Genomic DNA, 25,561 nt, shown 5'->3' with positions numbered 1-25,561 from the left:
CCCGAAAACTCGCCATTCTGGCCAATGCCGTCATCGCAAGGGGAACACCTTGGACACCAGTCCATACGCGATGACGCAAACATGGTTGCTCCCCCTCAAAAGGGGAGAGGAAGGGCGCCCAGCATTGCCGACGGCGTTTCCTCTCCCCCGTCGATCGGGGGAGAGGTGGCTCGGCGAAGCCGAGACGGAGTGGGGGAGAGTCTGCGCCGGGCTGTTTCCGCCAAGATATGAAACGCTTCAGCCGTACCTCGGATACCGGACATAAGCGAGGCAGCGCGAATCGGGCGACCAGGAATTGACGTTGATCGTTCCCTGCCCGCCATCGAAGGCATCGAGGTCGCGGCCGTTGTTCCCCTCCGGGTCCATCATGCGCAGGATCACGGCGCGGTCGGCGGGGTGTCCCGTCGTGCCTTCCGGATAGCTCAGATAGGCCACCAGCGAGCCATCCGGCGATGGATGCGGAAACCAGTTCACCCGAGCATCATGCGCCAACTGCTCCAGCCTGCTGCCATCACGGCGCATGCGGAAGATCTGCGCGTGGCCGGGCCTCTCCGCTGCCGCCTCCGAGTTGAAATAGATCCATTCCCCGTCCGCCGAAAATTCCGGCCCATCCACCGGACAGGCCCCGTCGGTGAGAAAGACATCACCGCCGCCCGCAGCCGCCATCGTGCAGATCCAGGTCGTCGCCACGCCCTCGGGCGTGCGGTACATGCCGACATAGGCGAGCGTCGCGCCATCGGGCGAGATGCCATGCAGATAGTGGCGCAGGCCGCGCTCCGTCTCCCGGGAGACCCTTGTCGGCACGCCGCCCGCAAACGGCAGGACGTAGAGATGGCCGTCATAAGCGGTGACGAAGATGCTCTGCCCGTCGGGCGCGATCACGTGATCGTTGTTGAGGTTTTCGACCGGCGCGCTGTTGATGCGGTGCGGCCCGTCGCTGCCGTCGAGCGAGATGCGGAACAGGCGCCCGTCGGCATTGTAGACCAGCCATTTGCCGTCCGGCGTCCAGTTCGGCGCCTCGATCAGTTCACCGCTGTCATAGACGACGCGAGGCTGCCCGCCGTCGCGGTCGATGACGACAAGCTCGCTGAAATGGCCGGCCTTGAGCCGTCGCGCCCGCGCGTCGGGGCGCATGCTTGTGCCTGATGCTGTCATCGCTGAAATTCCTGATCGGCAAGATGGAGCTATTGTTGCGATGTCCGGCGCAAACCACCATACTTTGCGACGGCCATCAACAGCACGCCCAGCATCAGCCCGTTCAGGATGTGCCACAGGAAGTGGGTGCCCAGCGGAAACGCATCGCACACCACGGGATCGATGGCGCGGAACGTGACCGAGGCGACGAAGATCGCCGCTGCGGCCAGATTGTACCAGCCGGCGCGATTGCCATGCGCCGTCACCAGAATGCCGAAGAAGATCAGGGCCAGGAACGGCGGCAGATAGCCCGTCGAGCCGTTCGAGGCCTGCCGCAGCCAGTCGGGCACCATGAAGGTGAGAAATCCGACCACAGCGTAGAAGCCCACGAAGATCGCGACCGCCTTCGGCCAGCCGAAGCCGAGGAAGCGGCGCAGGTTCAAGAGCGTGTAGGCAAGAGTGAAGCCGGCAATCGGCAGCACATCGGCCCAGATCGTCAGTCGATTGGCGAAGGTATGGAACAGGGCCGAGCCGATGCCGATTGCCACCGCCCACCACGCCAGCACTTCGGCAAACGTGCCGGTGCCGCGCCTGCGCACTTCCCGCACGCCCCACAAGCCTGCGATAACAAAGGCCAGATTTGTCAGGGCGTTGGCCGGCTCCGCCCAGAGTTCCGGGCCCAATCTTTCGCAGTAGAGATCAACATGATCGAAAAGGGTGTTGGGCATTCTCGAAAGTTCTTTGGCTGGCGCTTCAATATCCCTAACGTTAGCCTTGGCACCTTTACCACTCGTTACAACACTATAAGGCACGTCCAGGTCACTATGTCACCGCAACGTGACTTCCCGTTGATTGCCGCACTGCCTATTGTTTCGGCAATGAAAAACTCGGCCAAAGGCCGGTGGGGATTGTGGAACGACCATGGAATTGCGTTTTTTCTCTCGGCTGGCGGTGGTAGCGCTGGCGATGCCGGCCCTTACGGCGGCGGCGGCAGCCGACGGCACGCGGCCTGCCGGCGTGATCGAGCTGTTCACCAGCCAGGGCTGCAGTTCCTGCCCCCCGGCCGACGCTTTGTTCGAAAAATTCGCTACCGGCGGTGACTACGTGGCGCTCGCCTATCATGTCGACTATTGGGATTATCTCGGCTGGCGCGACACCCTCAGCAGCCCCGACAGCACCGACCGCCAATACGCCTATATGCGCTCCTTCGGGACGCGCTCCGTCTACACCCCCCAGGCAGTGATCAACGGCCGCATCCACGTCAACGGCGCCAAGCGCGACGACATACTGGATGCGTTCGACGAGCTGAACAAAGCCGAGCAAGGCCTCAGCGTCGACGTGAGCGTCAAGCTTACCGGCGAAAGCCTGGTCATCGAAACGGGATCGGCGGCGAACCAGAGCTCTGCCAAGGCCCATGTCGTTCTGGTCTATTTCGATGCGCCTCAGGCAATTGCCGTGCCCCGGGGCGAAAACAAGGGCCGCACGGTCACGTATGTCAACGCGGTGTCCGATATCCAGAGCGCCGGAATGTGGCACGGCAAGGCCGCCCGGTATGAACTGCCGGCAACCAAGATCGCCACCAAGGGCGGCTTCGCCGTGCTGCTCCAGGCAGTCGGCAAGGATGGCATGCCCGGCCCGGTCCTGGGCGCCGCCATCTACCGCAAGCCGGACGGCAACCGCATCTGACTAGCCGTGCCGGGCGCCATCTGAAGCAGCCAGCGAGATACTTCTTTGCAAGCCGAATGCGGCGGCCGCCGGCATTCAGCCAACAAAAAACCGGGGCCAAACTGAGCTGACACCGGTTCCAATTTATTTGGGATCGTCGCACTCAGCCTCCTTGAGGAAGCTGAGGTTGGTTCGATCCGACTCTGACCCGTGGGCGGGGGGCTTGGGGTTTACAGGCCGGTGCCGGACCGAACCGTCTCAGGCAACACCCGCAAAGTCGACTGACATTGAGGCGGCAGCTTGTGCAAAAGGTGTCAGAATTGTGGCAGCGTATCACCTATAAAAACAGAGTGTACGGATTTGTTACAGGAACCCGGCTTGATTCTACCCTAGGGCGTATTCGAGCGGCGGGGCTTGCTTTTCACGGGCGAAAGCGCGACTCTCTTGTCGCCAAACTGTCACGGAAGGTTAAGCTGCATGACCGATCGCGGAGGTGGAGCGGAGGATGGGCAGGAATCAGCAATATTGATTCCCCTTCACGAGGCCAGGCGCGAGCGGCAGGAGCTACCGGTTTCCTTCGAGAGGCGTGAGCTCGAGCAGATTCTTCGTCTGTATGGCCGGATGGTCGCCGCAAACGAATGGCGCGACTATGCCATAGACCGCCTTCCCGACCGCGCCGTGTTCTCCGTATTCCGGCGCGCCAGCGAGACGCCGCTGTTCCAGATCATCAAGAACCCCAAGCTCGCCCGCAAGCAGGGTGCCTTCAGCGTCGTCGCAGCCGGCGGCCTGATCCTCAAGCGCGGGCATGAGCTCGCCCGCGTTCTCGGCGTCTTCGACAAGACGTTGAAACTCGTAGAAGCCTGATTTCGCTATACTTTTCCGCGAAACTTCCGCTCCGGCAGCGAGTCTGGATCGGGCTGCAGGCCGGCACCGCCATTCATCGGAAACTGCATGAACACCGTGTCGAGCCAGCGGCCATGCTTGTAGCCCGACCCTTCCAGCTTGCCTGAATGGATGAAGCCCAGCTTCTCATGCAGCCTGACGGACGGGCTCTGCGGCGAGCCGTCGCCGATCACCGCGATCATCTGCCGGAAGCCTAGCGCGGTCGCTTCAGCGATCAGCCGTTCAAGCAGCGCCCGGCCGACGCCCTTGCCCTTGGCTTGCGGCGCGACATAGATGGAATTCTCGACGATGAAGCGGTAGGCCGGACGGGCGCGGAAGGCTCCGGCATAGGCATAGCCGATGATTCGGCCACCCTCTTCGGCGACGACATAGGGGTACCCCTCTGCTCGCAGGCTGGCGAATCGCTCGCCCATTTCTACCCGTGATGGCGGCTCCAGTTCGTAGCTCGCCGTGCCGTGATCGACCGCGTCCGCGTAGATCTCCGTAATCGAATCGAGGTCCGAAGCCTCTGCTGGCCTGATATTGATGCTGCTCATAATTTATGCACTCTAATTGACGTGCCCGAATTTGAGCAGAGTGTTCCATAAAAGAAAAGGGCGGCCTTTTGGGCCGCCCTCGTCTTGTTGCTGGTCCAGCAGCGGTCGCGATTACTCGCGGTTGCCGAGGAACTGCAGCAGGAAGGTGAACAGGTTGATGAAGTCGAGATAGAGCGTCAGCGCGCCCATGATGGCCTTGCGGCCGGCAACGAGCACGTCGTCACCCTCGAAATACATTTCCTTGATCTTCTGCGTGTCGTAGGCGGTGAGGCCGGAGAATATCAGCACGCCGATAGCCGAAATGGCGAACTGCAGGGCCGGCGAGCCCAGGAAGATGTTGACGACCATGGCGATGATCAGGCCGAACACGCCCATCACCAGGAAGGTGCCCATGCCGGTCAGGTCACGCTTGGTGGTGTAGCCGAACAGCGACAGCGCACCGAAGGCGGCGGCGGTCACGAAGAAGGTCTGCGTGATGCTCTGCGCCGTGAAGACCAGGAAGATCGACGACAGCGACAGGCCCATGAGGGCGGCGAAGACCCAGAACGCGGTCTGCGCGCCGGAAACACTCATCGACTGGATACGGGCGCTCAGGAAGAACACCATGCCGAGCGGAGCGAGCATGACAACCCACTTCAGCGGTGAACCATAAAGGGCCACACCGAGGTTGGTCAGCATCTTGCCGTTGGCAAGTGTGGCGACGGCGGTCGCCGGATCGTTGGTGGTCGCCATCATCATGGTGGCGAGAGCGGCCACACCGGTGATTGCGAGCCCAAGCGCCATAAGGTTGTAAACCTTGAGCATGTAGGCGCGCAGGCCCTCGTCGATGACGCTGTCGGCGCGGGTACCCGCGTTTGCGACATGCGTCTGATAGTTGCGAAGGTCAGCCATTGATTTCCTCTATTGCTTCTGCCCCGTCGGGTGTCAGGTTCAAATGAACCCAGGCGCCGCTGGCGGGACTCCAGCATGCCTGCGGCAAATATGATGATTCTTTTTGACGAGAACAAGACCCGTTACACCCCGCAATGCCGCGTGATTGCAGGAAATGGCCAAAAAATACCCTTTTTTGCCATCAGGACTAGCCGCGCCTAGCTCCTTCGATCGATTGACAGGGCGACCCGCTACAGATTCCGCAGCACCGGTGCCGCCTTGTGTCCCAACACTCTCCATGTGCCGATCAGGCCGATGCCTACCGTGACGGCGAGCGCGATCAGGATCGTTGCCACCGCCACCTCGGGTAGAAAACGCGAAGGCAGCGTCATGATTCGTGCGACAACAAACCACGCCGCGACGCCGCCGGCAGCGAGCGCGAACACCGCCGTCGCCAAACCGATCAGCATGTATTCGAGCGAGAAGGCAGCAATCAGCGTGCGCCGCGTCGCGCCCAGCGTCTTCAGCACCACCGCATCATGGACCCGCGCCCGGTTGCCGGCGGCGAGCGCGCCGGCCAGCACCAGCACCGACGCGATCAGCGCCACGCTTGCCGCCGCGCGGATCGCCGTGCCGAGCTGGCCGACGATGCGGTTGACCACCTCCAGCGCATCCTTGACCCGCACCGTGGTCACGGCGGGAAAGGCGCGGGTGACCGCGTTGAGCAGGCGCGTTTCCTCGGCGCTGTCGGCCTTCGGCGTCAAAAGTGTCGCCAGCCATGAGTGCGGCGCGCCGGCAAATGTGTTGGGCGAAAACACCATGACGAAATTGATGCCCATCGATTCCCACTGCACTTCGCGGAAATTGGCGATCTTTGCCGTCACGTTGCGGCCAAGCACATTCACCGTCACCGTGTCGCCGAGCTTCAGGCCGAGCTCGCCGGCTTCTTCCGCCGCGAAGGAAACCAGCGGCTCGCCCGAATAATCCTCCGGCCACCACGTGCCGGCGCTCAGCGTCGAGTTCTCAGGCTGGTTCTTGGCATAGGTCAGGCCACGGTCGCCGCGCAGCACCCAGGCGCCTGCCGGCGGCACGGTCAGCTTCTGCACGTCGACGCCGTTCAGCGCCATGACGCGGCCGCGCAGCATCGGCACGCGCACCAGCTTGCCGTCCGGTGCTTCCTTCTCGACCAGCGCCGAGAAGGCGTCGACATCCGTGCTCTGGATATCGACGAAGAAGAAGTTCGGCGCCTGTTTCGGCAGGCTGCCGGCGATCTGCTGGCGCAGATTGCCGTCGATCAGCGCCAGCGTCACCAGCAGCGTCAGGCCGAGCCCCAGCGACAGCACCACCGACGGCGTCAGCGCACCGGGACGATGGATGTTGCCGACGGCAAGCCTGAGTGCTGTCGAGCGCAGGCGCGGGCTTTTTCGCGCCAGCCACTGCACGCCGACACCGACGCTGCGCAACACGATGAAGGCGAAGATCGTCGCGCCGACGAAGATCGCGGCGATGCGCCGGTCGCCCGAAAACCAGATAGCGAGCAGCGCCAGAAGGGCTGCGATCCCCAGCGCACCGACGACATAGACCCGGCGCGGCAAGCCACCACCGCCAAAGCCCATCTCGCGAAACAGCGCGGTCGCCGGCACGTCGCGCGCCCGGCCGAGCGGCAGCAGCGCAAAGGCCAGCGTCACCAGCAGGCCGAAGAGTGCTGCCATCGCCAGCGCGCCGGGATAGATGCCGCCTTCCGCGGGCACCGGTATGACGGTGGAAAGGGCAGCACTCGCCGCAAACGGCATCAGTGCGCCGACGACCAGCCCGATGACGATGCCGATGCCGGCGATGATCAGGATCTGCACGAGATAGACGGTGAAGACGAAGCCGCCCGAGGCGCCGAGGCTCTTGAAGGTGGCGATGACGCCGCGCTTGCCATCGAGATAGGCACGCACGGCATTGGCGACGCCCACCCCGCCGACGACCAGCGCGGTGAGCCCGACCAGCGTCAGGAACTGCGAGAAACGCTCGATGTTGGAGGAAAGTGCGGGTGCCGCATTGGTGCGGGTACGCACGCTCCAGCCTGCCTGCGGAAACTTTTCGGTCGCTTCATCGCGCACGGAAGTCACCGCCGCCTCGCTGCTGCCGTCTGCCAGCCGCACCTTGTAGGCATATTCGACCAGGCTGCCGGGCTGGACGAGGCCGGAGGCGCGCAGGCCATCCAGCGACACCATCAGGCGCGGCGCAAAGCCGAAGCCTTCCGAAACCGCGTCCGGCTCCGTGGTGATCTTGGCGCGCAGTTCGAAGGTGGCAGAGCCGAGCTTTATCCGGCTGCCTAGCTTTATGCTGAGCCGTTCGAACAAAAGGTCGGAAGCCGCAGCGCCGAACACGCCGTCCCTTTCACCGAACATCGCATCGCGCGACAGTGCCGGCTCCGTCACCAGCGCCCCGAACAGCGGGTAGACGCCGTCAACGGCCTTCACCTCGGCCAGCGACTGGTCGGAACCATCCTCCAGCCGCGCCATAGAGCGCATGTTCGCGCTTTCCGACAGCGTGCCCAATCCCTTCAGGAAGGCGCTTTCGTCGGCAGTCGCCTCGCGCTGGTTGAGCTGGAAGCGCAGGTCGCCGCCGAGCAGCGACTGCCCCTCATTGGCCACGCCTGCCGTGATCGACCGCGCCACCGAATTGACGCCGCCGATTGCCGCGACGCCAAGCGCGATGCAGGTGAGGAAGATCAGAAAGCCGGAAAACCCGCCGCGCATTTCGCGCAGCGAGAAACGGACGGCGAGTTTGAGGGTTTGCGAAAACGGCATCGGCAGCCGCCTCAAGCCGAAACGACGGCAAGCGGCGGCTCGGCTTCGATCCGGCCCGAGCGCATCGCCACCTGCCGCGTGCAGCGCGCGGCAAGCGAAGGATCATGCGTGACCAGAACCAGCGTCATGGCGCGTTCCTTGGCCTTGGCGAACAGAAGATCGGCAATCTGCCGCCCCGTCGCCTGGTCGAGATTGCCGGTCGGCTCGTCGGCGATGAGAATGCGCGGCTCCGGCGCCAGCGCCCGGGCGATCGCAACGCGCTGCTGCTCGCCGCCCGAAAGCTCGCCCGGATAATGCGTCACCCGGTCGGCCAGGCCCACCGACGCCAGTTCGCGCTCGGCAATGGCGAAAGCGTCGCGCTTTCCCGCCAGCTCCAACGGCACGGCGACATTTTCCAGCGCCGTCATGTTGGGAATGAGGTGGAAGGACTGGAAGACGATACCGACATTGCGGCCGCGAAACGCCGCGATCTGGTCCTCGCTCTTGCCGTTCAGAAGCTCGCCGGCAATTCGTACCGTTCCCGAATCGACCCCTTCCAGCCCGGCCAGAACCATCAACAGCGTCGACTTGCCGGAACCCGACGGGCCGACGATGCCGGTTGCCTCGCCGGCAGTCACCGTCAGGCTCACACCCTTCAGCACATGGACGGACGACGCCCCCGTGCCCAGTGTCAGCGAAACATCCTTCAGGTCGATGACGGCTTCTGTCACGGCAAATCTGTCCTATATGGAAATGAAAGCGGCAGGAATTTATTCGTCATATGGGCTTTGACACATGGCATTGAAACATCTGATTTTCGCACTCTTTGCCGCATCTCTTGCCTTTTTCACGGCAAACACCCCGGTTTGGGCCGAACCGTTCAAGATAGTCGGCTTCGGCGACAGTCTCATGGCCGGATATGGCCTCAACCCCGGCGAGAGCTTTCCCGAAAAGCTTGAAAAGGCGCTACGCAACAATGGTCACGATGTCGTGATCACCAATGCCGGCGTCTCCGGCGACACCACCAGCGGCGGCCTGTCGCGCCTCGACTGGTCCATTCCCGACGGCACGGAGCTTGTCATACTGGAGCTTGGCGCCAACGACATGCTGCGCGGCATCGACCCTGAGATCGTCGAACAGAACCTCGACAAGATGCTGGCCCGGCTCAAGGAGCGCAATATTCCGGTGCTTCTGGCCGGCATGGTCGCAGCGCCCAATCTCGGCCACTCTTATGGCGAGCAGTTCGGCACGATCTATCCGAAACTTGCCGAAAAATACGGCGCCACGCTCTATCCGTTCTTCCTCGACGGCGTCGCTGCCGACAAGACCGCATTGCTGGAAGACGGCATGCACCCCAACGCCACCGGTGTAGACCGCATGGTCGAACGCATGCTGCCGGTGGTCGAGAAGACGATTTCGGCCAATGCGAACAAATCCTGATCAACCATGTTGATGACGATGTCATCGCACCGACATGACAAACAAACAGCTTGCTCACATTGCGGATCGGTGATTCGCTAGACATCAAGAGTTCGATTCGGGGAGGCAGCGATGCCAAGACTTTTCACCGCCCTCGAAATCCCGCGTGACGCAGCGCTTTCACTTTCACTGCTGCGTGGAGGTCTGCCGGGAGCCCGCTGGATCGACGTCGAAAACTATCACCTCACTCTGCGCTTCTTCGGCGATATCGAAGGCCACGTCGCCGACGAGATCGCCAATGCCCTCGACCGGATCCGACGACCGTCCTTCCAGATGAAGCTTTCCGGCGTCGGCGCCTTCGGCTCGAAAAAGCCGCATGCGGTCTGGGCCGGGGTGCAAACCTCGCCCGACCTCTACGCGCTTCAGGCCGAGATCGAGCGCATCTGCCAGCGCCTCGGGATACCGGCCGACCCACGCAAATTCTCGCCCCATGTCACGCTGGCGCGGTTGCGCAATTCCAGCCCGCTGGATGTCGCGCAATATCTTTCGGCGCGCGGCAATTTCTCCACCGTACCCTTCAAGGTCGGGCGCTTCGTGCTGATGTCGTCGCGCGATTCGGTCGGCGGCGGACCCTATATCGTCGAGGAGGCCTGGCCGCTCACGGGTGGCGATTCGCGCTCCAGCCTGTCGGCCAGCGATTCCGAAGCATTGCGGATCATGCGGTAGACATCGGCGAAGCCGTCTGCACCACCGTAATACGGGTCGGGCACGTCCTTCCCCTTGCCATCGGCAAAGTCGAGGAACAGATGGACCCTGTCCCGCGCCTCCGGCGGTGCGGCCCGCCTGAGATCATCGACATTGGAACGATCCATTCCCAGGATCAGGTCGAAGCGCTGGAAATCGGCCGACACCACCTTGCGCGCCTTCTGCGTCGAAATGTCGAGGCCGTGGTCGGCTGCGATCGCCACCGAACGCGGATCGGGCGCCGAACCTTGGTGCCAGCCGCCGGTGCCGGCAGAGTCGAGCAGGAAGTCATCAGCGACGCCGCGCTCGGAAATCACCGCGCGAAAAACGCCCTCGGCCAGCGGCGAACGGCAGATATTGCCGAGGCATACGAAAAGAATGGACGTCTGGGACTTTGCGATCATCGTGCCGACACTATGATAAGAACCGACAAGCGATAGCACGGAAGCGCGAAATGGCCAGACAGAAACTTGACAGGGATGCCGTGGACAAGGCTTTGGCCGGGGTGAAAGGCTGGAGCCTGGACCGCGAGGGTGCCGCGATCTCCAAAAAATTCGTCTTCGCCGATTTCAGCGAGGCCTTTGCCTTCATGACCCGCGCAGCCCTTGCCGCCGAAACCATGGACCATCACCCCGAATGGTCGAATGTCTACAAGACCGTCGACGTGACGCTAACCACGCATGATGCCGACGGCCTCAGCCGCCTCGACTTCGAGCTGGCCGGCAAGATGGACGGTTTTGCCGGTTTTTGACCCCTATCTCTTGCGCAGCCCTTCACGCTTTCCCACATTCCGGGCGACAGGAGTAACGGAATGGCCAAGGCGGGAAATTTCGACACCAACGGTTTGCGTGGCGACGAGAAGCGCGTCCGCGACAGATTCTGGCACACCGCCAAGCGCGCGGCGCGTCATGTCCCCTTCATGGAGGACGTGATAGCTGCCTATTACTGCGCGCTCGACAGCAAGACGCCGCTGCGCGCCAAGGGCATCCTGCTCGGCGCTCTCGCCTATTTCGTGCTGCCGACCGACGCCATTCCCGACATCATCTTCGGCCTCGGCTTCACCGACGATATCGCGGTTCTGTCGGCTGCGATTGCCGCCGTGCGTGCGCACATCACCCCGGCGCATCGCCTTGCCGCCAAGGAAGCCCTTGAAGAACTGGACTGACCGGCCGGACGTTGCGCGCAGCGGCGTTGACATCCAGATTGCAGCCTGAAAAGAAAAGTCAAATTCTTGCCGTTTTCGTGGTCTTCAACCACAACCAAGGGACGGTGCTTGCAGGTCTCGACGGCGAGGCTTGCATGCGCGAGGCGGTTATACCTTTGGTGGTAATGATCCTTTTTTCAGGGAACATTCACCCTTTGGTAACCCAGATTAAATCAAAATGAACCCAAACGGGCAGGGCGGACCGGCCTGCTTGCGCACCACAATGCGAAATACAGGGAAACCAAAAACAATGCGCCGACTGACTGTCCTTTTATCGAGCCTCATCCTGGTCGCGGGCGCGGCGCCGTCCTTTGCCCAGTCGGCAACCAAGATCGGCCAGCACAATGCCTGGGGCACCTACAGCTACCAGGCCAACAACGGCAAGGTCTGCTACGTGCTGACCGTGCCGACCGACAAGCAGCCGGCAACGCTCGACCATGGCGACATCTTCTTCTTCGTCAGCCAGCGCCCCGGCCAGTCGATCTCCTATGAGCCGCAATTCATCGCCTCTTACGATTTCCAGGCGAACTCCAAGGTCACCGTCACGGTCGGCGACAAATCCTTCTCCATGTTCACGCGCGGAAAATCGGCCTGGGTGGAAAACGCCGCCGAGGAGCCGCTGCTGATCGCCGCCATGAAGGGCGGCGCCGACATGAAGATCGCCGCCAAATCCGGCCGTGGCAATCCGACCAGCTACGTCTTCTCGCTCAAGGGCATTTCGGCGGCACTCTCCTCGATCGCCACCTGCAAGTAAGCGTTCTATCTTTTCAGCACTTCCAACTGGCCGGGCCGAAACGCCCGGCCTTTTCTTTTTGAAGCCCCGCCCCCGCTGGCCGGTATTTGACATCCTCTCTGGCCATACGTCTTGGAAACGCCGCATAGCCTCCCCATCTGCGGGGCCGTGACGCCGCCGCGATCTCGTGATATGTGCGGCGCACAGGATCGCCTCGTCGCGACCGCATCAACCCCGATTACCGGTATCATGGCTCTTTCGTTCGATCTCACCGCAGACACAACCCGCGACGCATTGCGCGCCCGCGCTGCCACCCCCGCCAAGGCTTCGCTGGTCGGGCTGACGCGTGCCGAGATGGCCGAGGCGCTGATTGCCGCCGGCATCGTGCCAGAGCGGCAGGCAAAAATGCGCAGCCAGCAGCTCTGGCACTGGCTCTATGTGCGCGGCGTCTCCGACTTCGCCCATATGTTCAACATCTCGAAGGATCTGCGCGGGGCCCTCGATCAGCATTTCACCATCGCTCGGCCGGAAATCGTCGAAGAACAGATTTCCTCAGACGGCACGCGCAAATGGCTCTTTCGATTCCCGCCGCGCGGCGCCGGCCGTCCCGTAGAGATCGAGACCGTCTACATCCCCGAGGAAGGGCGCGGCACACTGTGCATTTCTTCGCAGGTTGGCTGCACGCTGACCTGCTCCTTCTGCCACACCGGCACGCAGAAGCTCGTGCGCAACCTGACGGCGGAGGAAATCCTGACGCAGCTGATGTCGGCGCGCGACCGGCTCGGCGACTTCCCCGACCGCGACACGCCGGACGGCGCCATCGTGCCGGCGGAAGGGCGAAAAATCTCCAACATCGTCATGATGGGCATGGGTGAGCCGCTCTACAATTTCGAAGAGGTCAAGAAGGCCCTGCTGATCGCCTCCGACGGCGACGGGCTGTCGCTGTCGAAGCGCCGCATCACGCTGTCGACCTCCGGCGTCGTGCCCGAAATCTTCCGCACCGGCGAGGAGATCGGCGTCATGCTGGCGATCTCGCTGCACGCCACCAATGACGATCTGCGCGACATGCTGGTGCCGATCAACAAGAAGTATCCGCTGAAGGAACTGATCGCCGCCTGCCGCGCCTATCCCGGCCTGTCCAATGCGCGCCGCATCACCTTCGAATATGTGATGCTGAAGGACGTCAACGATTCCATCGAAGACGCCAAGGCGCTGATCAAGCTGCTGAAGGGCGTTCCGGCCAAGATCAACCTGATCCCGTTCAACCCATGGCCCGGCACCAACTACCAGTGCTCGGACTGGGAGACGATCGAGAAGTTCGCCGACTACATCAACAATGCCGGCTATGCCTCCCCGATCCGCACCCCGCGCGGCCGCGACATTCTTGCGGCCTGCGGCCAGCTGAAGTCCGAATCCGAGCGCATGAAGAAGACCGAGCGGCTCGCACTCGAAGCCATGATGATCGCAGGGCACGGCGAGGCGTGAGCCGACCGCTTGCCATGGTTCGGCGCTTCTTCGCCGTCTGGTTCGGTTTTCTTGCAGCCTGCCTGGTCGCCGCCGGGATCGTTCAGGGCCTCCAGCAGACCAATCTCCTGGCAGCCGCTCAGGACGTTCCTGACATTGCCCGCGAAAACCGGCTGGCCGCGATCCCGTTCCTGGCCCTCATGATTGCGCGCTATGCCTTCCTGCCCGGACTGGCCAGCGCCCTTGTCAGCGAGTTCTATGGCTGGCACCGATGGCACTATTATGCGGCAGCCGGCCTCCTCATCGGCCTCGCCGCCGCCTGCGCCTACGTGCTGACGCATTACCTCGGCTCCGGCAGCGAAAGCCTTGAGCCGCTGATGCCGGCTATCCTGCTGCTCGCCGGTCTAGGCGGTGGGGCGGCTTATTGGGTGGTCGCGGGCCGCAAGGCCGGCCTGCCTGCGGTCAAGGTCGAGCCATGACCGGGATCGCCGCCATCGGTTGTCGGATCGCAGTTATTGTGTCTGCCTATATGGCCGCTTCCCTGTGTCTTGGGGTGACGCTCGCGATAATCAGTTGGATCATCGACAGCATGCGAGGCGTCCCAACGTGGACTTTAGGCGAAAGCATAAACACAACCACCATGATCGCGGTTATATGGGCCGTGCTCTTACTCGTTTTTACACTTCCACCCATTCTTTGGGCAGAATGGAGGCGAGTGACCAATTGGCGGTATTTTGCTTCGGCCGGAATATCGTTGTGGGCGATATTTTTTGGATTGGTCGTTCTGGATCAATTGGGGATCGAACCGCTGCCGGATCTGCTTTTTTTTGGCCTCTCATTACTGCCGTCCTTCATGGTAGGCAGTCTGGTATATTGGTGGTTGACCGTTAAAGCCGTATCTCTCGGATTCAGGCCGCAAACATCGTGACCAACATCCTCCTCATCCTCGGCCGGCTGTTCGTCATCCTCATCGGCTATATCGTCGCCGCCTTTGCAGCAGCTGCCTTCTTCAACGTCATGATGCTCGGCGCGGCCGGTTTCTTCGCTGATGCGCCGCCATGGGCGGTCACGGCATCATTTGCCGCCGGCATTCCCTTCGTCGCGCTGATCACCGCCTATTACGCCTTCGTCCCGGCCATGATCGTCATCGTACTCACCGAACTGCTCGGCAAGCGCGACTGGCTGACCCATGCGCTGGGCGGTGGCGTGGTTTCGCTGGTCGTCATGGGCTTCCTGCGCCACCTTGCCACCCTCAGGATCGGAGACGCCGAAGGCGGCTTCACCCCGGACACCCGCTTCACCGACGACCCGCGCATGGCCATGCTGCTCATCGGCACCGGGCTTATCGGCGGCATCGCCTACTGGCTGGTCGCCGGCAACTCGGCCGGAAGCTGGAAAAACGATTTCAACAAGCAACGATGACTTCCGGCCATTGAAACGCCCTGATGGGGGTTTTGATCGTCATCATCATCAGGAAGTCATCATTGACGCTTCGCAAGAAAATAAGTTCGCGCTTCAAGGATCTGAGCAACACCTACCGGGCCTGGCGCAACAACTACGCGATCGGCGTGGGCACGCGCGTGAAGAGCAGCGCCAGTATCGAGGTGGGCCAAGGCGGTTCCGTGGTTATCGGCGACCATTGCCTCATCGAGGAGCATGTCCTGTTCCGCACCGGCGGCGGCGGCCGCATCACGCTGGGTGACCATGTCTCGATCAACCCATTCACCATACTTCACGGACAGGGCACGCTTACCGTCGGCAACCATGTGAGGATCGCCTCCCACTGCGCCATCGTTTCCTTCAATCACGTCTTCAGGGATCGCGATGCGCCGATCCACACGCAGGGGCTCAGCCGCAAGGGCGTGGTGATAGAGGACGACGTCTGGATCGGCGCCCATGCGACCGTGCTCGACGGCGTCCACATCGCAAAGGGCTGCGTCATCGCTGCCGGCGCGGTGGTCACCAGATCGACCAAGCCATTCGGCGTCTACGCCGGCGTGCCTGCCCGGCGCATCAAGGAACGCTGAGCGTTACTTCGCCTGCGCCGTAAGGATCTTCAGCGCAAAGGCCGAGAACACGCCGGCAAACAGATAGTCGACGATGCGCGTCACCGTCGGGTTCTTCTTCAAAAGCCCGGCGAATTTGTCGGCGGCGATCACCATCGGCACAGTCAGCGGCAGCGACAGCGGGATGAACAGAACGCCGAGGAAGAACAGCTTTCCCGGCGCATGCGGGTCATGCGCGGAAACGAACTGCGGCAGGAAGGTCATGAAGAACAGGATGATCTTCGGGTTGAGCAGATTGATGCCAAGCCCGGTCGCCCAGTTCTGGAACAGCGAGCGCGGCGCGCGCTTCGTCATGTCGGGCGAAAACGCCGAGCCGTGCCTTATCGCCTGATAGGCAAGCCACACCAGATAGCCGGCTCCGCCGATCTTCAACGCCAGGAACGCCTGCGGCGAAGCGACGATCAGCGCCGACAGGCCCAGCGCCACCAGCGCCGTATGGATGATGATGCCGGTCATCGCCCCGAACATGCAGGCAAAGCCGGCAGCCCGTCCCTCCGAAAGCGCGCGCCCGACGAACAGCGTCATGTCGGGACCGGGCGTGATCGCGATGATGAAGGTGGCGATGGCGAACTGGATGATGATGGCAGTATCGGGAATGAACGACATTTTTTCGGGCCCGGCTGAGAACGGCGCAAGCTAGCCGAAACCAGATTGCCGCGCCAGCGTGATTCACGCCCCGCAAAGCTTGCCCGCTTTGCCTTTCCTGCTAATAGTGCCCGCCGAAAGCGGAGTGCCGCCGTGGCCTTTCCGCGACTGGAAGGACCGGATCAGAAAATGTCGAAGTGGAAAGACGTGAAAAAGGTCGTGCTCGCCTATTCCGGCGGCCTCGACACCTCCATCATCCTGAAATGGCTGCAGACCGAACTGGGCGCGGAGGTGGTCACCTTCACCGCCGATCTCGGCCAGGGCGAGGAACTCGAGCCGGCACGCAAGAAGGCCGAGATGATGGGGATCAAGGAAATCTTCATCGAGGACGTGCGCGAGGAATTCGTGCGCGATTTCGTCTTCCCGATGTTCCGCGCCAATGCCGTCTATGAAGGCGTCTACCTGCTCGGCACCTCGATTGCCCGCCCGCTGATCTCCAAGCACCTCGTCGACATTGCCCGCAAGACCGGCGCCGACGCCATCGCCCACGGCGCCACCGGCAAGGGCAACGACCAGGTCCGCTTCGAGCTGTCGGCCTATGCGCTCAACCCCGACATCAAGATCATCGCACCGTGGCGCGACTGGTCGTTCAAGAGCCGCACCGACCTGCTCGACTTCGCCGAACAGCACCAGATCCCGGTCGCCAAGGACAAGAAGGGCGAGGCCCCCTTTTCCGTCGACGCCAACCTCCTGCACTCCTCCTCCGAGGGCAAGGTTCTGGAAGACCCGGCGGTCGAAGCGCCGGAATATGTCCATATGCGCACGATTTCGCCGGAAGCAGCACCCGACAAGGCGACGGTCATCAAGGTCGGCTTCGAGAAGGGTGACGCGGTTTCGATCAATGGCGAGCGCCTGTCGCCGGCAACCCTGCTGGCCAAGCTCAACGACTATGGCCGCGACAACGGCATCGGCCGTCTCGATCTGGTCGAGAACCGTTATGTCGGCATGAAGAGCCGCGGCGTCTACGAGACCCCGGGCGGCACGATCCTGCTTGCCGCGCACCGCGCCATCGAATCGATCACGCTCGACCGCGGTGCGGCGCACCTCAAGGACGATCTGATGCCGCGCTATGCCGAGCTGATCTATTACGGCTTCTGGTTCTCGCCCGAGCGCGAGATGCTGCAGGCGGCGATCGATCTCAGCCAGAAGAACGTCGAAGGCGAAGTGACGCTGAAGCTTTACAAGGGCAACGTCATGGTCACCGGCCGCGAGAGCCCGAAATCGCTCTATTCCGACAAGCTGGTCACCTTCGAGGACGACCAGGGCGCCTACGACCAGAAGGACGCCGCCGGCTTCATCAAGCTCAACGCCCTGCGCCTGCGCACGCTGGCAGCAAGGGATCAGCGGGGGTGAAATCTTTCTTCTCCCCGTCACTATACGGGGAGAAGATGCCGGCAGGCAGATGAGGGGCAGAGCTAACCTTGCCAGCTTTGGTGCTGCCCCTCATCCGGCCCTTCGGGCCACCTTCTCCCCGTGAACGGGGAGAAGGAAAAAGAGCGCTTACTGCCCGTCGATTTCCGCGCCGATGATGGCGATGGCCTGCTGGTAGACGCTGGCCGCATTCCAGCCCTGGATGGCGCCGAAATTGGCCTGTCCCGGCTGATAGCCGCCGCCGCGCGACCAGCCATGGCCACGCAGGAAGTTGGCGGTCGAGGCCAGAGCGTCGGCCTTGCCCTTGAGGTCGATGCGGCCGTTGCCGTCGCCGTCGACGCCGTATTTCAGCACGTTGACCGGCAGGAACTGCGTCTGGCCGATCTCGCCATGCGCCGCACCCGTGGTCGCGGCCGTCAGCGTGCCGTTCTGCACAAGCTTCAGCGCTGCATAGAGCTGGTCGGTGAAATATTCGGTGCGGCGGCAGTCATAGGCGAGCGTCGCGACAGCCGACAGCGTGTTCTGGTTGCCGGTGAAGCTGCCAAAACCCGTTTCCATGCCCCAGATCGCGATCAGCGGGCCGGCGGGCACGCCGTAGCGCTGCTCGATGCGATCGAACAGCGCCGCATTCTGCGCCTTCATGGCCTTGCCGCGCGAGGCGATGGTCTTGCCGCCGCGCTTGGCCATGAACTGGCTCAGCGACAGCTTGAAGCTGTGCTGGTTGCGGTCGGCGGAAATGGTCTTGGTGGCATATTTGGTGCCTGCCAGCGCGCTCAGTGCACGGCTGCTGATGCCGTTGGCCGCAGCTTCCTGGCTGAACTGCTTCTTCCATGCCTCGAAACCGGCGGCGGTGTTGCCGCATTGGGCCGCATTTGCGCTGCCGGTCGCAAGACCGAGCAGGGCGAAGGCGGCGGCGGCAAAAATCTTTCCCTTGGCAGAAAATGCCATGCTGTTCTCCTGATTGCCTGAATCACGTCCCTGAAACGCTATCTGCCAGCAATTGCTTGATTTGTCACCGTTAAGATCAGGTTTACAAGCAAAGCAAGCAATACTGGCGAACAAGATGAAATTTCCGTTTGGTCAGGTAGAACCGTCTGTTTCGGCAGCCTCCGTCTGCAACCCGCCCCGAAATCGTCACCGAATGACCTCATTTTAGCGGGAACTCATGGAGCCTCCCGGGATTGACCCCTCCATTGAAGGGTCAAAAACGGAGAGAGATGATGAAATCGAAGATTCTTGGCTCAGTGGCAGCAATTGCATTGCTTGCCATGTCCGGAGCGGCTTTTGCCGCTGATGTAACCGCCGTGACGGACCTCAATGTCCGCTCAGGCCCCGGCCCGCAATATCCTGTCGTCGGCTTCATCGGCGCAAATGAAACCACCACGCTCGACGGCTGCATCGAAAACAGCAAATGGTGCTCGGTCGTCACCGCTGATGGCGAGGGCTGGGTCTATGCCGACTATCTGACCGGCGATTTCGGCGGCTCGGCCGTCGTGCTCAGCGAGCGGCCTGCCAATTCCGAAGTAACCATCGTCGAAGCGCCCAAGGGTGACGGCGGCGCAACCGGCGCCTTGGTCGGCGGTGCCACCGGTGCTGTCGGCGGCGCGCTCATCGGCGGGCCGATCGGCGCTGCAGTCGGCGGTGTTGCCGGCGTGGCGGTCGGAGGCTCGGCAGGTGCCGCGGCAGAACCGCCGCCGGAAGTGCGCACCTATGTCACCAGCCACCAGGTCGACCCGGTCTATCTCGACGGTGAAGTCGTCGTCGGCGCCGGCCTGCCCGACACGGTCGAACTTCAGGAAATTCCCGACTACGACTATCGCTACGTCTATGTGAACGGCCAGCCGGCCCTGGTCGACCCGGGCACGCGCCGGATCGTCTACGTCGTGCGATAATCCTGACCGCATGACCCTATGAAAAACGCCGGACGGCGCTCGCGGTCCGGCGTTTCTGCAGGTTCAGCAATCAGCGCGATCCGGCGGCCTTGCCCCTGGCCTTCCCTTTGGTCTCGACGAACCGGCGTGTGAACGCCTCGGCCGGCAGCGCCTTGGCATAGAGATATCCCTGGGCGATCCTGCAACCCATGGCGAGCAGCACGGCCTGCTGTTCTTCGGTTTCGACGCCCTCGGCTATGACATCAAGCCCCATGCTGCGCCCCATGCCCAGCAATGCCTGGACGATTGCGCCCGCCGAGCGGTCGACGAGCAGGTCGCGAACGAAGCTGCGGTCGATCTTCAGCGTGGTCAGCGGAAAACGCTTGAGCGTGCTCAGCGAGGCGTGGCCGGTGCCGAAATCGTCGAAGGCCACCCCGACCTGGCGGTCGCGGAGTTCGCGGAAGGGTGCGAGCACGCGATCGTCGTTTTCGAGAACGACCGTCTCCGTCACCTCGATCTCCAGCGCCTCCGGCGGCAGACCGTGACGGTCAAGCGTCTCGGTCACCACCTGCGCCAGGTTTCCGGCATTTACCTGCGCCGAAAACAGGTTTGCCGCGATCCGCATTTCCGGCAGGCCTGTGCTGCGCCATTCGGCGGCCTGCCGGCAGGCTTCGTCGAGGATCCAGCAGCCGACCTGCAGGGCCAGCGAATGGGATTCGAGCACCGACAGGAACGTTGCCGGGAAGAGCAGGCCGCGCGTCGGGTGGTTCCAGCGCAGAAGCGCCTCGGCCCCGAACACCGCGCCGCTTTCGAGGTCGACCTGCGGCTGGTAGTGCAGAACCAGTTCACCGGCGCTGACGGCTTGAAGCAGTTCGTCCTTCATCAGCCGCCGTGCCGCGATGGCGCTGCGCATTGCCGGCTCATAAAGCCTGAAACCCGGGCTGCCGTCGCGCCTGGCGTGGGATAGCGCAAGATCGGCGCTCGCAATCAGCTCTTCCGGATCGGCGCCATGGGTAGGTCCGAGGGCAACGCCGACACAGGCGCCAAGCTTGAGGACATGATCCCCGATAGTGAAGGACTGCCGGAAGGCATCGAGAATGGACCGCGCGGCTGCCGACGCTTTCATCGGGTCGCCGACATCGGGCAAAATGACGGCGAACTCGTCACCGCCAATTCTCGCCGGGATGGCGTCGGCATCGAGCACGGCCGGCAGCCGCACCGCAAGCGCCTGCAACAGCGTGTCGCCGGTCGCATGGCCGAGATTGTCATTGACCTTCTTGAAGCCGTCGAGATCGAACAGGAGAATGGCCGCCTGCCCGCCTGCCGCCAGAATGGCGCCGAGCCGCTCGTTGACCTGCGCGCGGTTGGGAAGGCCGGTCAGCGGATCGTGATGGGCAAGCCGGTGAAGCCGCGTATCGCGCTGGCGGCGCTCGGATATGTCGCGGATGATACCGCCCATCACCACACCGTCCGGTCCCTGCCAGACCGACAGCGACAGCTCGATCGGGAATTCCGTGCCGTCGCGCCGCAAGGCCGCGACCTCGACTGTCTTGCCGCTGAGCTTCGACGGCTGGCCGCCGCCGACGCGCGCCACGCCGGCGCTGTGCGCGCCGCGCAGCCGTTCGGGGATGATCAGGTCGAGCGTGCAGCCGACCATTTCGTCGCGTTCATAGCCGAGCAGTCGCTGGCCTGCCTTGTTGACATAGGTGATGATGCCGCGCGCATCGATCATCATCAGGGCAAGTTCCGTCGTGTCGGCAAAGCCGGCTAAAGCCGAGGTGGTGCCATCGGAGTAGGAGCTATGGTCGTCAACCCCCTCCGAATGAGAAGGGTCGGATGCATCAATCATGGATGACCCTCTAAACGGAGCCGCATGCTCACCCCATAGTACCTTAGCTGGAATTTCTTAACATTAGCTAAGTTGAAAATGCCTTTTTGTCAGCCGCAACCTGTTTCCGCGGTCCCGAGATTGGGTATATTCGGGCAAGGGGGCTTGCATGACACTCGATCCGACCGCTTTTGCGCAATACAGGCGCAGCGCCAACAAGGCGACGCTGCTACGTCTGTTCTTCGGCGTCCTGATAATTCTGGCGTGCTGGTTCGGCCTGACTTTCGGCGTCATCATCGGCGCGGAAAGGTTCCCCGCCGCCACCGAAGCCGGCCTTCCCTATGCGGACTTCCTGACAACGCTTCCGGGAATACTGGCTTCGCTTCTCTCTTTCGCCGGCATCTGGCTTGGCGTGTGGATAGCGGTCCGACTGCTGCATCGGGAACGGCTCGGCGCAGTGTTCGGCTACAGCCGCAGGATATCGTGGCCGGGCTTCTGGAAGGGGCTGGCGGCCGTGCTGGCCACCTCGCTTCTGTCCGAAGTTCTGCTTTATGCGCTGCAGCCGGACGTGACGCGCAGTTCACTCGATCTGTCGTCCTGGCTGCTGCTTCTGATCCCTGCCGGACTTCTGATCTTCCTGCAGACCTCTTCGGAGGAAATCCTGTTCCGCGGCTATCTGTTGCGGGGCCTGGCGCATCGTTTTCGCAGCCCGCTGGTCTGGGCGCTGCTGCCGGGACTGGCATTCGTTTCCCTGCACTGGAGCCCCAGCACCAGCATGATGGTGAATGCCGCCGGACTGGCCTCGATCGGCCTGTTCACAGTCGTGCTGACACTGCTCGTCTACAAGACCGGCAATCTGGGCGCGGCGATGGGCGCGCATCTCGGCAACAATCTGGTGGCGTTCCTGCTGGTCTCCCATCAGAGCGCGTTCAGTTCGCTTGCCCTTTTCAACGGCAAGCCGTTCGAAGCGGATGGCTGGACATCGACCGACATGGTCCTCGTTACCGGGATCGGGCTTGTCGCCAGCCTGCTGACGGCCCTTCTGCTCCTGCATCCACGCTCACCCCTGAAGGTCTCCGCCGACAGCGCCCCGCTTCAGCCTGCGCCCGAGGCGGCTGAGGCGTCTCCTCTGCGGCCATGAGCGGTCTTCTGTTCCGCCCAGCCAATGAATCCGACCTTGCCGCCATCGTCGCCCTTTTGGCCGACGACAGCCTCGGCAGCACGCGCGAAAATGCCTCTCTGCCGCTGGACCAGCGTTATGGTGCAGCCTTCGAGGCGATCACGCGCGATCCCAACCAGCTTCTTGCCGTCGCCGAACGGGACGGAACCGTCGTTGGCTGCCTGCAGATCACCTTCATTCCCGGCCTGTCGCGCATGGGCATGTGGCGCGGCCAGATCGAAAGCGTGCGCGTCGCCGCATCGCTGCGGGGACGCGGCGCCGGCAAGGCCTTTTTCGCCTGGGCGATCGGGCAATGCCGCTCACGCGGTTGCGGCCTCGTCCAACTCACCACCGACAAGACGCGGCCCGAGGCGCTTGCCTTTTACGAGTCCCTCGGCTTCAAGGCGAGCCATGAAGGCATGAAGCTGGCGCTGTAAACCCCATCGGAGCCCCGTTTTCGCGCCATTCCCTTGACTCCTGCCGTGTTTTCCTGTCTACAGCCCCGAAATTCCGCGACGAGTAACAGACTCCGAGCAGCCGACCGGGACCCCTAGTGGTATAAATCGATCCCGGAGGCCAACACCCGGCAGCGCGATGCGCCCCCGGGTGCTTTTTGGTTTTGGGCTTTGCTTGGGTTTTAACTTCGGCGCGAAAGCACTACCTCTCGGGCATCATCCGGGTGCCAGAGACAGAAGGAAACACGATGTTTGAATCGCTACAGGAACGCCTTGGCTCGATCCTGAACGGCCTTACCGGCCGCGGCGCGCTGTCGGAGGCCGATGTCACGGCCGCCCTGCGCGAGGTTCGCCGCGCGCTGATCGAGGCCGACGTGGCGCTCGAGGTCGTGCGGTCCTTCGTCGACAAGGTGCGCACGAAGGCTGTCGGCGCCGAGGTCCTGAAGTCGATCAAGCCGGGCCAGATGGTCGTCAAGATCGTCCATGACGAGCTGGTCGAGATGCTGGGCGCCGAGGGCGAGCCCATCGACCTCAACGCGCCGGCTCCGGTCGTCGTCATGATGGTCGGCCTGCAGGGCTCGGGCAAGACCACCACCACCGGCAAGATCGCCAAGCGGCTGACCGAGCGCCAGGGCAAGAAGGTCCTGATGGCCTCGCTCGACACCCGCCGCCCGGCCGCCCAGGAGCAGCTGCGCCAGATCGGCGAGCAGGTGAAGGTCGCGACGCTGCCGATCGTCGCCGGCCAGACGCCGGTCGACATCGCCAAGCGCGCCGTGCAGGCAGCCAAGCTCGGCGGCCATGACGTCGTCATCCTCGACACCGCCGGCCGCACCCATATCGACGAGCCGCTGATGGCCGAGATGGCCGACATCAAGCGCGTTTCCTCGCCGCACGAAATCCTGCTGGTCGCCGACTCGCTGACCGGCCAGGACGCCGTCAACCTCGCCAAGAATTTCGACGAGCGCGTCGGCATCACCGGCCTCGTGCTGACCCGCATGGACGGCGACGGCCGCGGCGGCGCTGCCCTTTCCATGCGCGCCGTCACCGGCAAGCCGATCAAGCTGGTTGGCGTCGGCGAAAAGATGGATGCGCTGGAGGAGTTCCATCCCAAGCGCATCGCCGACCGCATCCTCGGCATGGGCGACATCGTCAGCCTCGTCGAAAAAGCCGCTGAAAACATCGACGCGGAACAGGCCGCGGCGATGGCCAAGAAGATGCAGTCGGGCAAGTTCGACCTGAACGATCTTGCCGGCCAGCTTGGCCAGATGCAGAAGATGGGCGGAATGGGCGGCATCATGGGCATGATGCCCGGCATGGGCAAGATGAAGGACCAGATCGCCGCCGCCGGCCTTGATGACAAGATGTTCGGCCGCCAGCTCGCCATCATCTCCTCGATGACCAAGGCAGAGCGCGCCAATCCCGACCTGCTCAAGCACTCGCGCAAGAAGCGCATCGCTGCCGGTTCCGGCACCGATGCCGCCGAAATCAACAAGCTGCTCAAGATGCATCGCGGCATGGCCGACATGATGAAGGCCATGGGCGGCAAGGGCAAAGGCGGCGGCCTGATGCGCGGCCTCATGGGCGGCATGGCGCAGAAGATGGGCCTCGGCGGCCTTGCCGGCGGCATGGGTGGCATGGGCGGCATGCCCGACCTCTCCAAGATGGACCCCAAGCAGCTTGAAGCCCTGCAGAAGCAGGCGCAGGCATCCGGCCTCGGCAAAGGCTTGCCCGGCGGCCTTCCCGGTCTTGGCGGCGGCGGTCTGCCCGGCCTTCCCGGCGGCCTGAAGCTACCCGGCCTCGGCGGACCCGGCGGTCTGCCCGGCCTCGGCAAGAAGAAGTGAGCGTTGCGATGGACGATGTGAACCCCAAGGCAATGCTTGCCGAATACCGCGCCTCGATCGACAACATCGACGCAGCCCTCATCCACATGCTGGCCGAGCGCTTCCGCTGCACCAAGGCGGTGGGCGTTCTCAAGGCAACGCATGGCCTGCCGCCGGCCGATCCGGCGCGCGAGCAGACCCAGATAGAGCGGCTGCGCCGGCTTGCCGACGACGCCCAGCTCGACCCCGATTTCGCGGAGAAGTTCCTGAACTTCATCATCCGCGAAGTGATCCGCCATCACGAGGCAATCGCCGCTTCGAGCAGCGGCGAGATCAACAATGCCGCCTCCAATGGCACCGAGAATTCGACCGCATCACGCGGCGGACAACAGACCACCTGAATTGAACGAACCCCCTAGGAGAAGAACATGTCACTGAAGATTCGTCTGGCCCGTGCGGGCTCCAAGAAGCGCCCTTACTACCACATCGTCATCGCCGACGTGCGCTCGCCGCGCGATGGCCGTTTCATCGAGACGGTCGGCGCATGGAACCCGATGCTGCCCAAGGAAGGCGAGCGCGTTAAGCTCGAAGAGGACCGCATCAAGCATTGGCTCGGCCATGGCGCCCTGCCGACCGACCGCGTTGCCCGCTTCCTCGACGCTGCCGGCCTGACCAAGCGCGACGTCCGCAACAACCCGACCAAGGCACTTCCGGGCAAGAAGGCGCAGGAACGCGCCGACGCCATCAAGAAGGCCCAGGAAACCGCAGCTGCAGCCCTCGCCGCAGCAGCCGCTGCTCCGGCCGAAGAAGCTCCGGCAGCGTAAGCCACGGTTGGTCTGTTATTGCGAAACGGCGGGCTTTGGTCCGCCGTTTTGTTTTGAGGGCATGGTTCAA

At 63.0% G+C, this 25,561-nt stretch carries 29 protein-coding genes; 19 read left to right on the top strand and 10 right to left on the bottom strand.

From position 1 onward, the window contains the following. Window positions 1–237 precede the first annotated feature (237 nt). Together BM413_RS19130 and BM413_RS19125 are read right to left on the bottom strand one after the other, a co-directional pair. Window positions 238–1,155, bottom strand: a complete 918-nt coding sequence (locus BM413_RS19130) for a TolB family protein (RefSeq protein WP_244537920.1) — start codon at window positions 1,153–1,155, stop codon at window positions 238–240. A gap of 29 nt (window positions 1,156–1,184) precedes the next feature. Then, window positions 1,185–1,862: a ceramidase domain-containing protein gene (locus tag BM413_RS19125; RefSeq protein ID WP_091915938.1), complete on the bottom strand. Its 678-nt coding sequence runs from the start codon at window positions 1,860–1,862 to the stop codon at window positions 1,185–1,187. Window positions 1,863–2,055: 193 nt separating this feature from the next. On the opposite strand from BM413_RS19125, the gene BM413_RS19120 reads away from it, so the two are divergent. Both BM413_RS19120 and BM413_RS19115 read left to right on the top strand, forming a co-directional pair. Then, window positions 2,056–2,820, top strand: a complete 765-nt coding sequence (locus tag BM413_RS19120; protein ID WP_091915936.1) for a DUF1223 domain-containing protein — start codon at window positions 2,056–2,058, stop codon at window positions 2,818–2,820. A gap of 456 nt (window positions 2,821–3,276) precedes the next feature. Then, window positions 3,277–3,663, top strand: a complete 387-nt coding sequence (locus BM413_RS19115; protein ID WP_091915934.1) for a DUF2794 domain-containing protein — start codon at window positions 3,277–3,279, stop codon at window positions 3,661–3,663. Window positions 3,664–3,668: 5 nt separating this feature from the next. On the opposite strand, the gene BM413_RS19110 is transcribed toward BM413_RS19115, so the two are convergent. From BM413_RS19110 to BM413_RS19095, 4 genes are all read right to left on the bottom strand, one after another. Continuing rightward, the gene (locus BM413_RS19110; RefSeq protein WP_091915932.1) at window positions 3,669–4,238 is read right to left on the bottom strand and encodes a GNAT family N-acetyltransferase; all 570 of its coding nucleotides are present in this window, start codon (window positions 4,236–4,238) and stop codon (window positions 3,669–3,671) included. A gap of 111 nt (window positions 4,239–4,349) precedes the next feature. Next, the gene (locus BM413_RS19105; RefSeq protein ID WP_091915930.1) at window positions 4,350–5,129 is read right to left on the bottom strand and encodes a Bax inhibitor-1/YccA family protein; all 780 of its coding nucleotides are present in this window, start codon (window positions 5,127–5,129) and stop codon (window positions 4,350–4,352) included. 230 nt (window positions 5,130–5,359) lie between these two features. After that, on the bottom strand, window positions 5,360–7,909 hold the full coding sequence (locus BM413_RS19100) for an ABC transporter permease (protein ID WP_091915928.1): 2,550 nt from the start codon (window positions 7,907–7,909) through the stop codon (window positions 5,360–5,362). An 11-nt stretch (window positions 7,910–7,920) separates the two neighbouring features. Then, window positions 7,921–8,619: an ABC transporter ATP-binding protein gene (locus BM413_RS19095; RefSeq protein WP_091915926.1), complete on the bottom strand. Its 699-nt coding sequence runs from the start codon at window positions 8,617–8,619 to the stop codon at window positions 7,921–7,923. A gap of 64 nt (window positions 8,620–8,683) precedes the next feature. Here BM413_RS19095 and BM413_RS19090 point away from each other — a divergent pair, with 64 nt between their 5' ends. Together BM413_RS19090 and thpR are read left to right on the top strand one after the other, a co-directional pair. Beyond that, complete coding sequence (locus BM413_RS19090) at window positions 8,684–9,328, top strand: arylesterase (protein WP_091915922.1); 645 nt, start codon at window positions 8,684–8,686, stop codon at window positions 9,326–9,328. Between the two features lie 111 nt (window positions 9,329–9,439). Next, complete coding sequence (gene thpR, locus BM413_RS19085; protein ID WP_091915920.1) at window positions 9,440–10,033, top strand: RNA 2',3'-cyclic phosphodiesterase; 594 nt, start codon at window positions 9,440–9,442, stop codon at window positions 10,031–10,033. On the opposite strand, the gene BM413_RS19080 is transcribed toward thpR, so the two are convergent. Beyond that, window positions 9,940–10,455: a low molecular weight protein-tyrosine-phosphatase gene (locus tag BM413_RS19080; protein WP_091915918.1), complete on the bottom strand. Its 516-nt coding sequence runs from the start codon at window positions 10,453–10,455 to the stop codon at window positions 9,940–9,942. The two genes, thpR and BM413_RS19080, sit on opposite strands and share 94 nt — an antisense overlap. Before the next feature lie 50 nt (window positions 10,456–10,505). On the opposite strand from BM413_RS19080, the gene BM413_RS19075 reads away from it, so the two are divergent. The 8 genes from BM413_RS19075 to BM413_RS19035 all read left to right on the top strand — a co-directional run bounded on the left by BM413_RS19075 (window position 10,506) and on the right by BM413_RS19035 (window position 15,479). After that, window positions 10,506–10,802 (top strand): 4a-hydroxytetrahydrobiopterin dehydratase, encoded by a 297-nt coding sequence (locus tag BM413_RS19075; RefSeq protein ID WP_091915916.1) that lies wholly within the window; start codon window positions 10,506–10,508, stop codon window positions 10,800–10,802. Between the two features lie 60 nt (window positions 10,803–10,862). Further along, window positions 10,863–11,216 (top strand): YkvA family protein, encoded by a 354-nt coding sequence (locus BM413_RS19070; protein WP_091915914.1) that lies wholly within the window; start codon window positions 10,863–10,865, stop codon window positions 11,214–11,216. A 289-nt stretch (window positions 11,217–11,505) separates the two neighbouring features. Then, complete coding sequence (locus BM413_RS19060) at window positions 11,506–12,009, top strand: invasion associated locus B family protein (RefSeq protein ID WP_091915910.1); 504 nt, start codon at window positions 11,506–11,508, stop codon at window positions 12,007–12,009. 228 nt (window positions 12,010–12,237) lie between these two features. Then, the gene (rlmN, locus tag BM413_RS19055; protein WP_091915974.1) at window positions 12,238–13,473 is read left to right on the top strand and encodes a dual-specificity RNA methyltransferase RlmN; all 1,236 of its coding nucleotides are present in this window, start codon (window positions 12,238–12,240) and stop codon (window positions 13,471–13,473) included. Next, window positions 13,470–13,931 (top strand): hypothetical protein, encoded by a 462-nt coding sequence (locus BM413_RS19050; protein WP_139238611.1) that lies wholly within the window; start codon window positions 13,470–13,472, stop codon window positions 13,929–13,931. The genes rlmN and BM413_RS19050 overlap by 4 nt, the downstream gene beginning before the upstream one ends. Further along, window positions 13,928–14,380: a hypothetical protein gene (locus BM413_RS19045; RefSeq protein WP_091915906.1), complete on the top strand. Its 453-nt coding sequence runs from the start codon at window positions 13,928–13,930 to the stop codon at window positions 14,378–14,380. The genes BM413_RS19050 and BM413_RS19045 overlap by 4 nt, the downstream gene beginning before the upstream one ends. Then, window positions 14,377–14,874: a hypothetical protein gene (locus BM413_RS19040; protein ID WP_091915904.1), complete on the top strand. Its 498-nt coding sequence runs from the start codon at window positions 14,377–14,379 to the stop codon at window positions 14,872–14,874. The genes BM413_RS19045 and BM413_RS19040 overlap by 4 nt, the downstream gene beginning before the upstream one ends. Window positions 14,875–14,936: 62 nt before the next feature. Continuing rightward, window positions 14,937–15,479, top strand: a complete 543-nt coding sequence (locus tag BM413_RS19035; protein ID WP_244537919.1) for an acyltransferase — start codon at window positions 14,937–14,939, stop codon at window positions 15,477–15,479. A 3-nt stretch (window positions 15,480–15,482) separates the two neighbouring features. Here BM413_RS19035 and BM413_RS19030 read toward each other — a convergent pair whose 3' ends face one another. Continuing rightward, a complete protein-coding gene (locus BM413_RS19030) occupies window positions 15,483–16,124 on the bottom strand; it encodes a LysE family translocator (protein WP_091915900.1) in 642 nt (213 codons plus the stop codon). 168 nt (window positions 16,125–16,292) lie between these two features. On the opposite strand from BM413_RS19030, the gene BM413_RS19025 reads away from it, so the two are divergent. Beyond that, window positions 16,293–17,516 (top strand): argininosuccinate synthase, encoded by a 1,224-nt coding sequence (locus BM413_RS19025; protein ID WP_091915898.1) that lies wholly within the window; start codon window positions 16,293–16,295, stop codon window positions 17,514–17,516. Between the two features lie 147 nt (window positions 17,517–17,663). Here BM413_RS19025 and BM413_RS19020 read toward each other — a convergent pair whose 3' ends face one another. Beyond that, entirely contained in the window at window positions 17,664–18,482 is an 819-nt protein-coding gene (locus BM413_RS19020) for a lytic murein transglycosylase (protein WP_091915896.1), read from the bottom strand. 272 nt (window positions 18,483–18,754) lie between these two features. Here BM413_RS19020 and BM413_RS19015 point away from each other — a divergent pair, with 272 nt between their 5' ends. Next, the gene (locus BM413_RS19015; RefSeq protein ID WP_091915894.1) at window positions 18,755–19,426 is read left to right on the top strand and encodes a DUF1236 domain-containing protein; all 672 of its coding nucleotides are present in this window, start codon (window positions 18,755–18,757) and stop codon (window positions 19,424–19,426) included. A 70-nt stretch (window positions 19,427–19,496) separates the two neighbouring features. Here the strand turns inward: BM413_RS19015 and BM413_RS19010 are convergent, their stop codons facing one another. Then, entirely contained in the window at window positions 19,497–21,254 is a 1,758-nt protein-coding gene (locus BM413_RS19010; protein WP_091915892.1) for a putative bifunctional diguanylate cyclase/phosphodiesterase, read from the bottom strand. A gap of 148 nt (window positions 21,255–21,402) precedes the next feature. Here BM413_RS19010 and BM413_RS19005 point away from each other — a divergent pair, with 148 nt between their 5' ends. From BM413_RS19005 to rpsP, 5 genes are all read left to right on the top strand, one after another. After that, window positions 21,403–22,374 (top strand): CPBP family intramembrane glutamic endopeptidase, encoded by a 972-nt coding sequence (locus BM413_RS19005; RefSeq protein ID WP_091915891.1) that lies wholly within the window; start codon window positions 21,403–21,405, stop codon window positions 22,372–22,374. Further along, window positions 22,371–22,829 (top strand): GNAT family N-acetyltransferase, encoded by a 459-nt coding sequence (locus BM413_RS19000; protein ID WP_091915889.1) that lies wholly within the window; start codon window positions 22,371–22,373, stop codon window positions 22,827–22,829. The genes BM413_RS19005 and BM413_RS19000 overlap by 4 nt, the downstream gene beginning before the upstream one ends. A gap of 266 nt (window positions 22,830–23,095) precedes the next feature. Beyond that, window positions 23,096–24,688 carry a signal recognition particle protein gene (ffh, locus tag BM413_RS18995; RefSeq protein WP_091915887.1) on the top strand — a complete coding sequence of 531 codons (1,593 nt, stop codon included), beginning with the start codon at window positions 23,096–23,098 and terminating at the stop codon, window positions 24,686–24,688. Window positions 24,689–24,696: 8 nt separating this feature from the next. After that, window positions 24,697–25,068 carry a chorismate mutase gene (locus BM413_RS18990; RefSeq protein WP_091915973.1) on the top strand — a complete coding sequence of 124 codons (372 nt, stop codon included), beginning with the start codon at window positions 24,697–24,699 and terminating at the stop codon, window positions 25,066–25,068. A 27-nt stretch (window positions 25,069–25,095) separates the two neighbouring features. After that, window positions 25,096–25,491, top strand: coding sequence for a 30S ribosomal protein S16 (gene rpsP / locus BM413_RS18985; RefSeq protein WP_091915885.1), 396 nt, complete (start codon window positions 25,096–25,098; stop codon window positions 25,489–25,491). The last annotated feature ends 70 nt before the right edge of the window (window positions 25,492–25,561 follow it).

This window comes from Mesorhizobium sp. YR577 (assembly GCF_900116595.1).
GTDB lineage: Bacteria > Pseudomonadota > Alphaproteobacteria > Rhizobiales > Rhizobiaceae > Mesorhizobium_M.
This window is presented reverse-complemented; position numbering and strand designations above follow the sequence as displayed.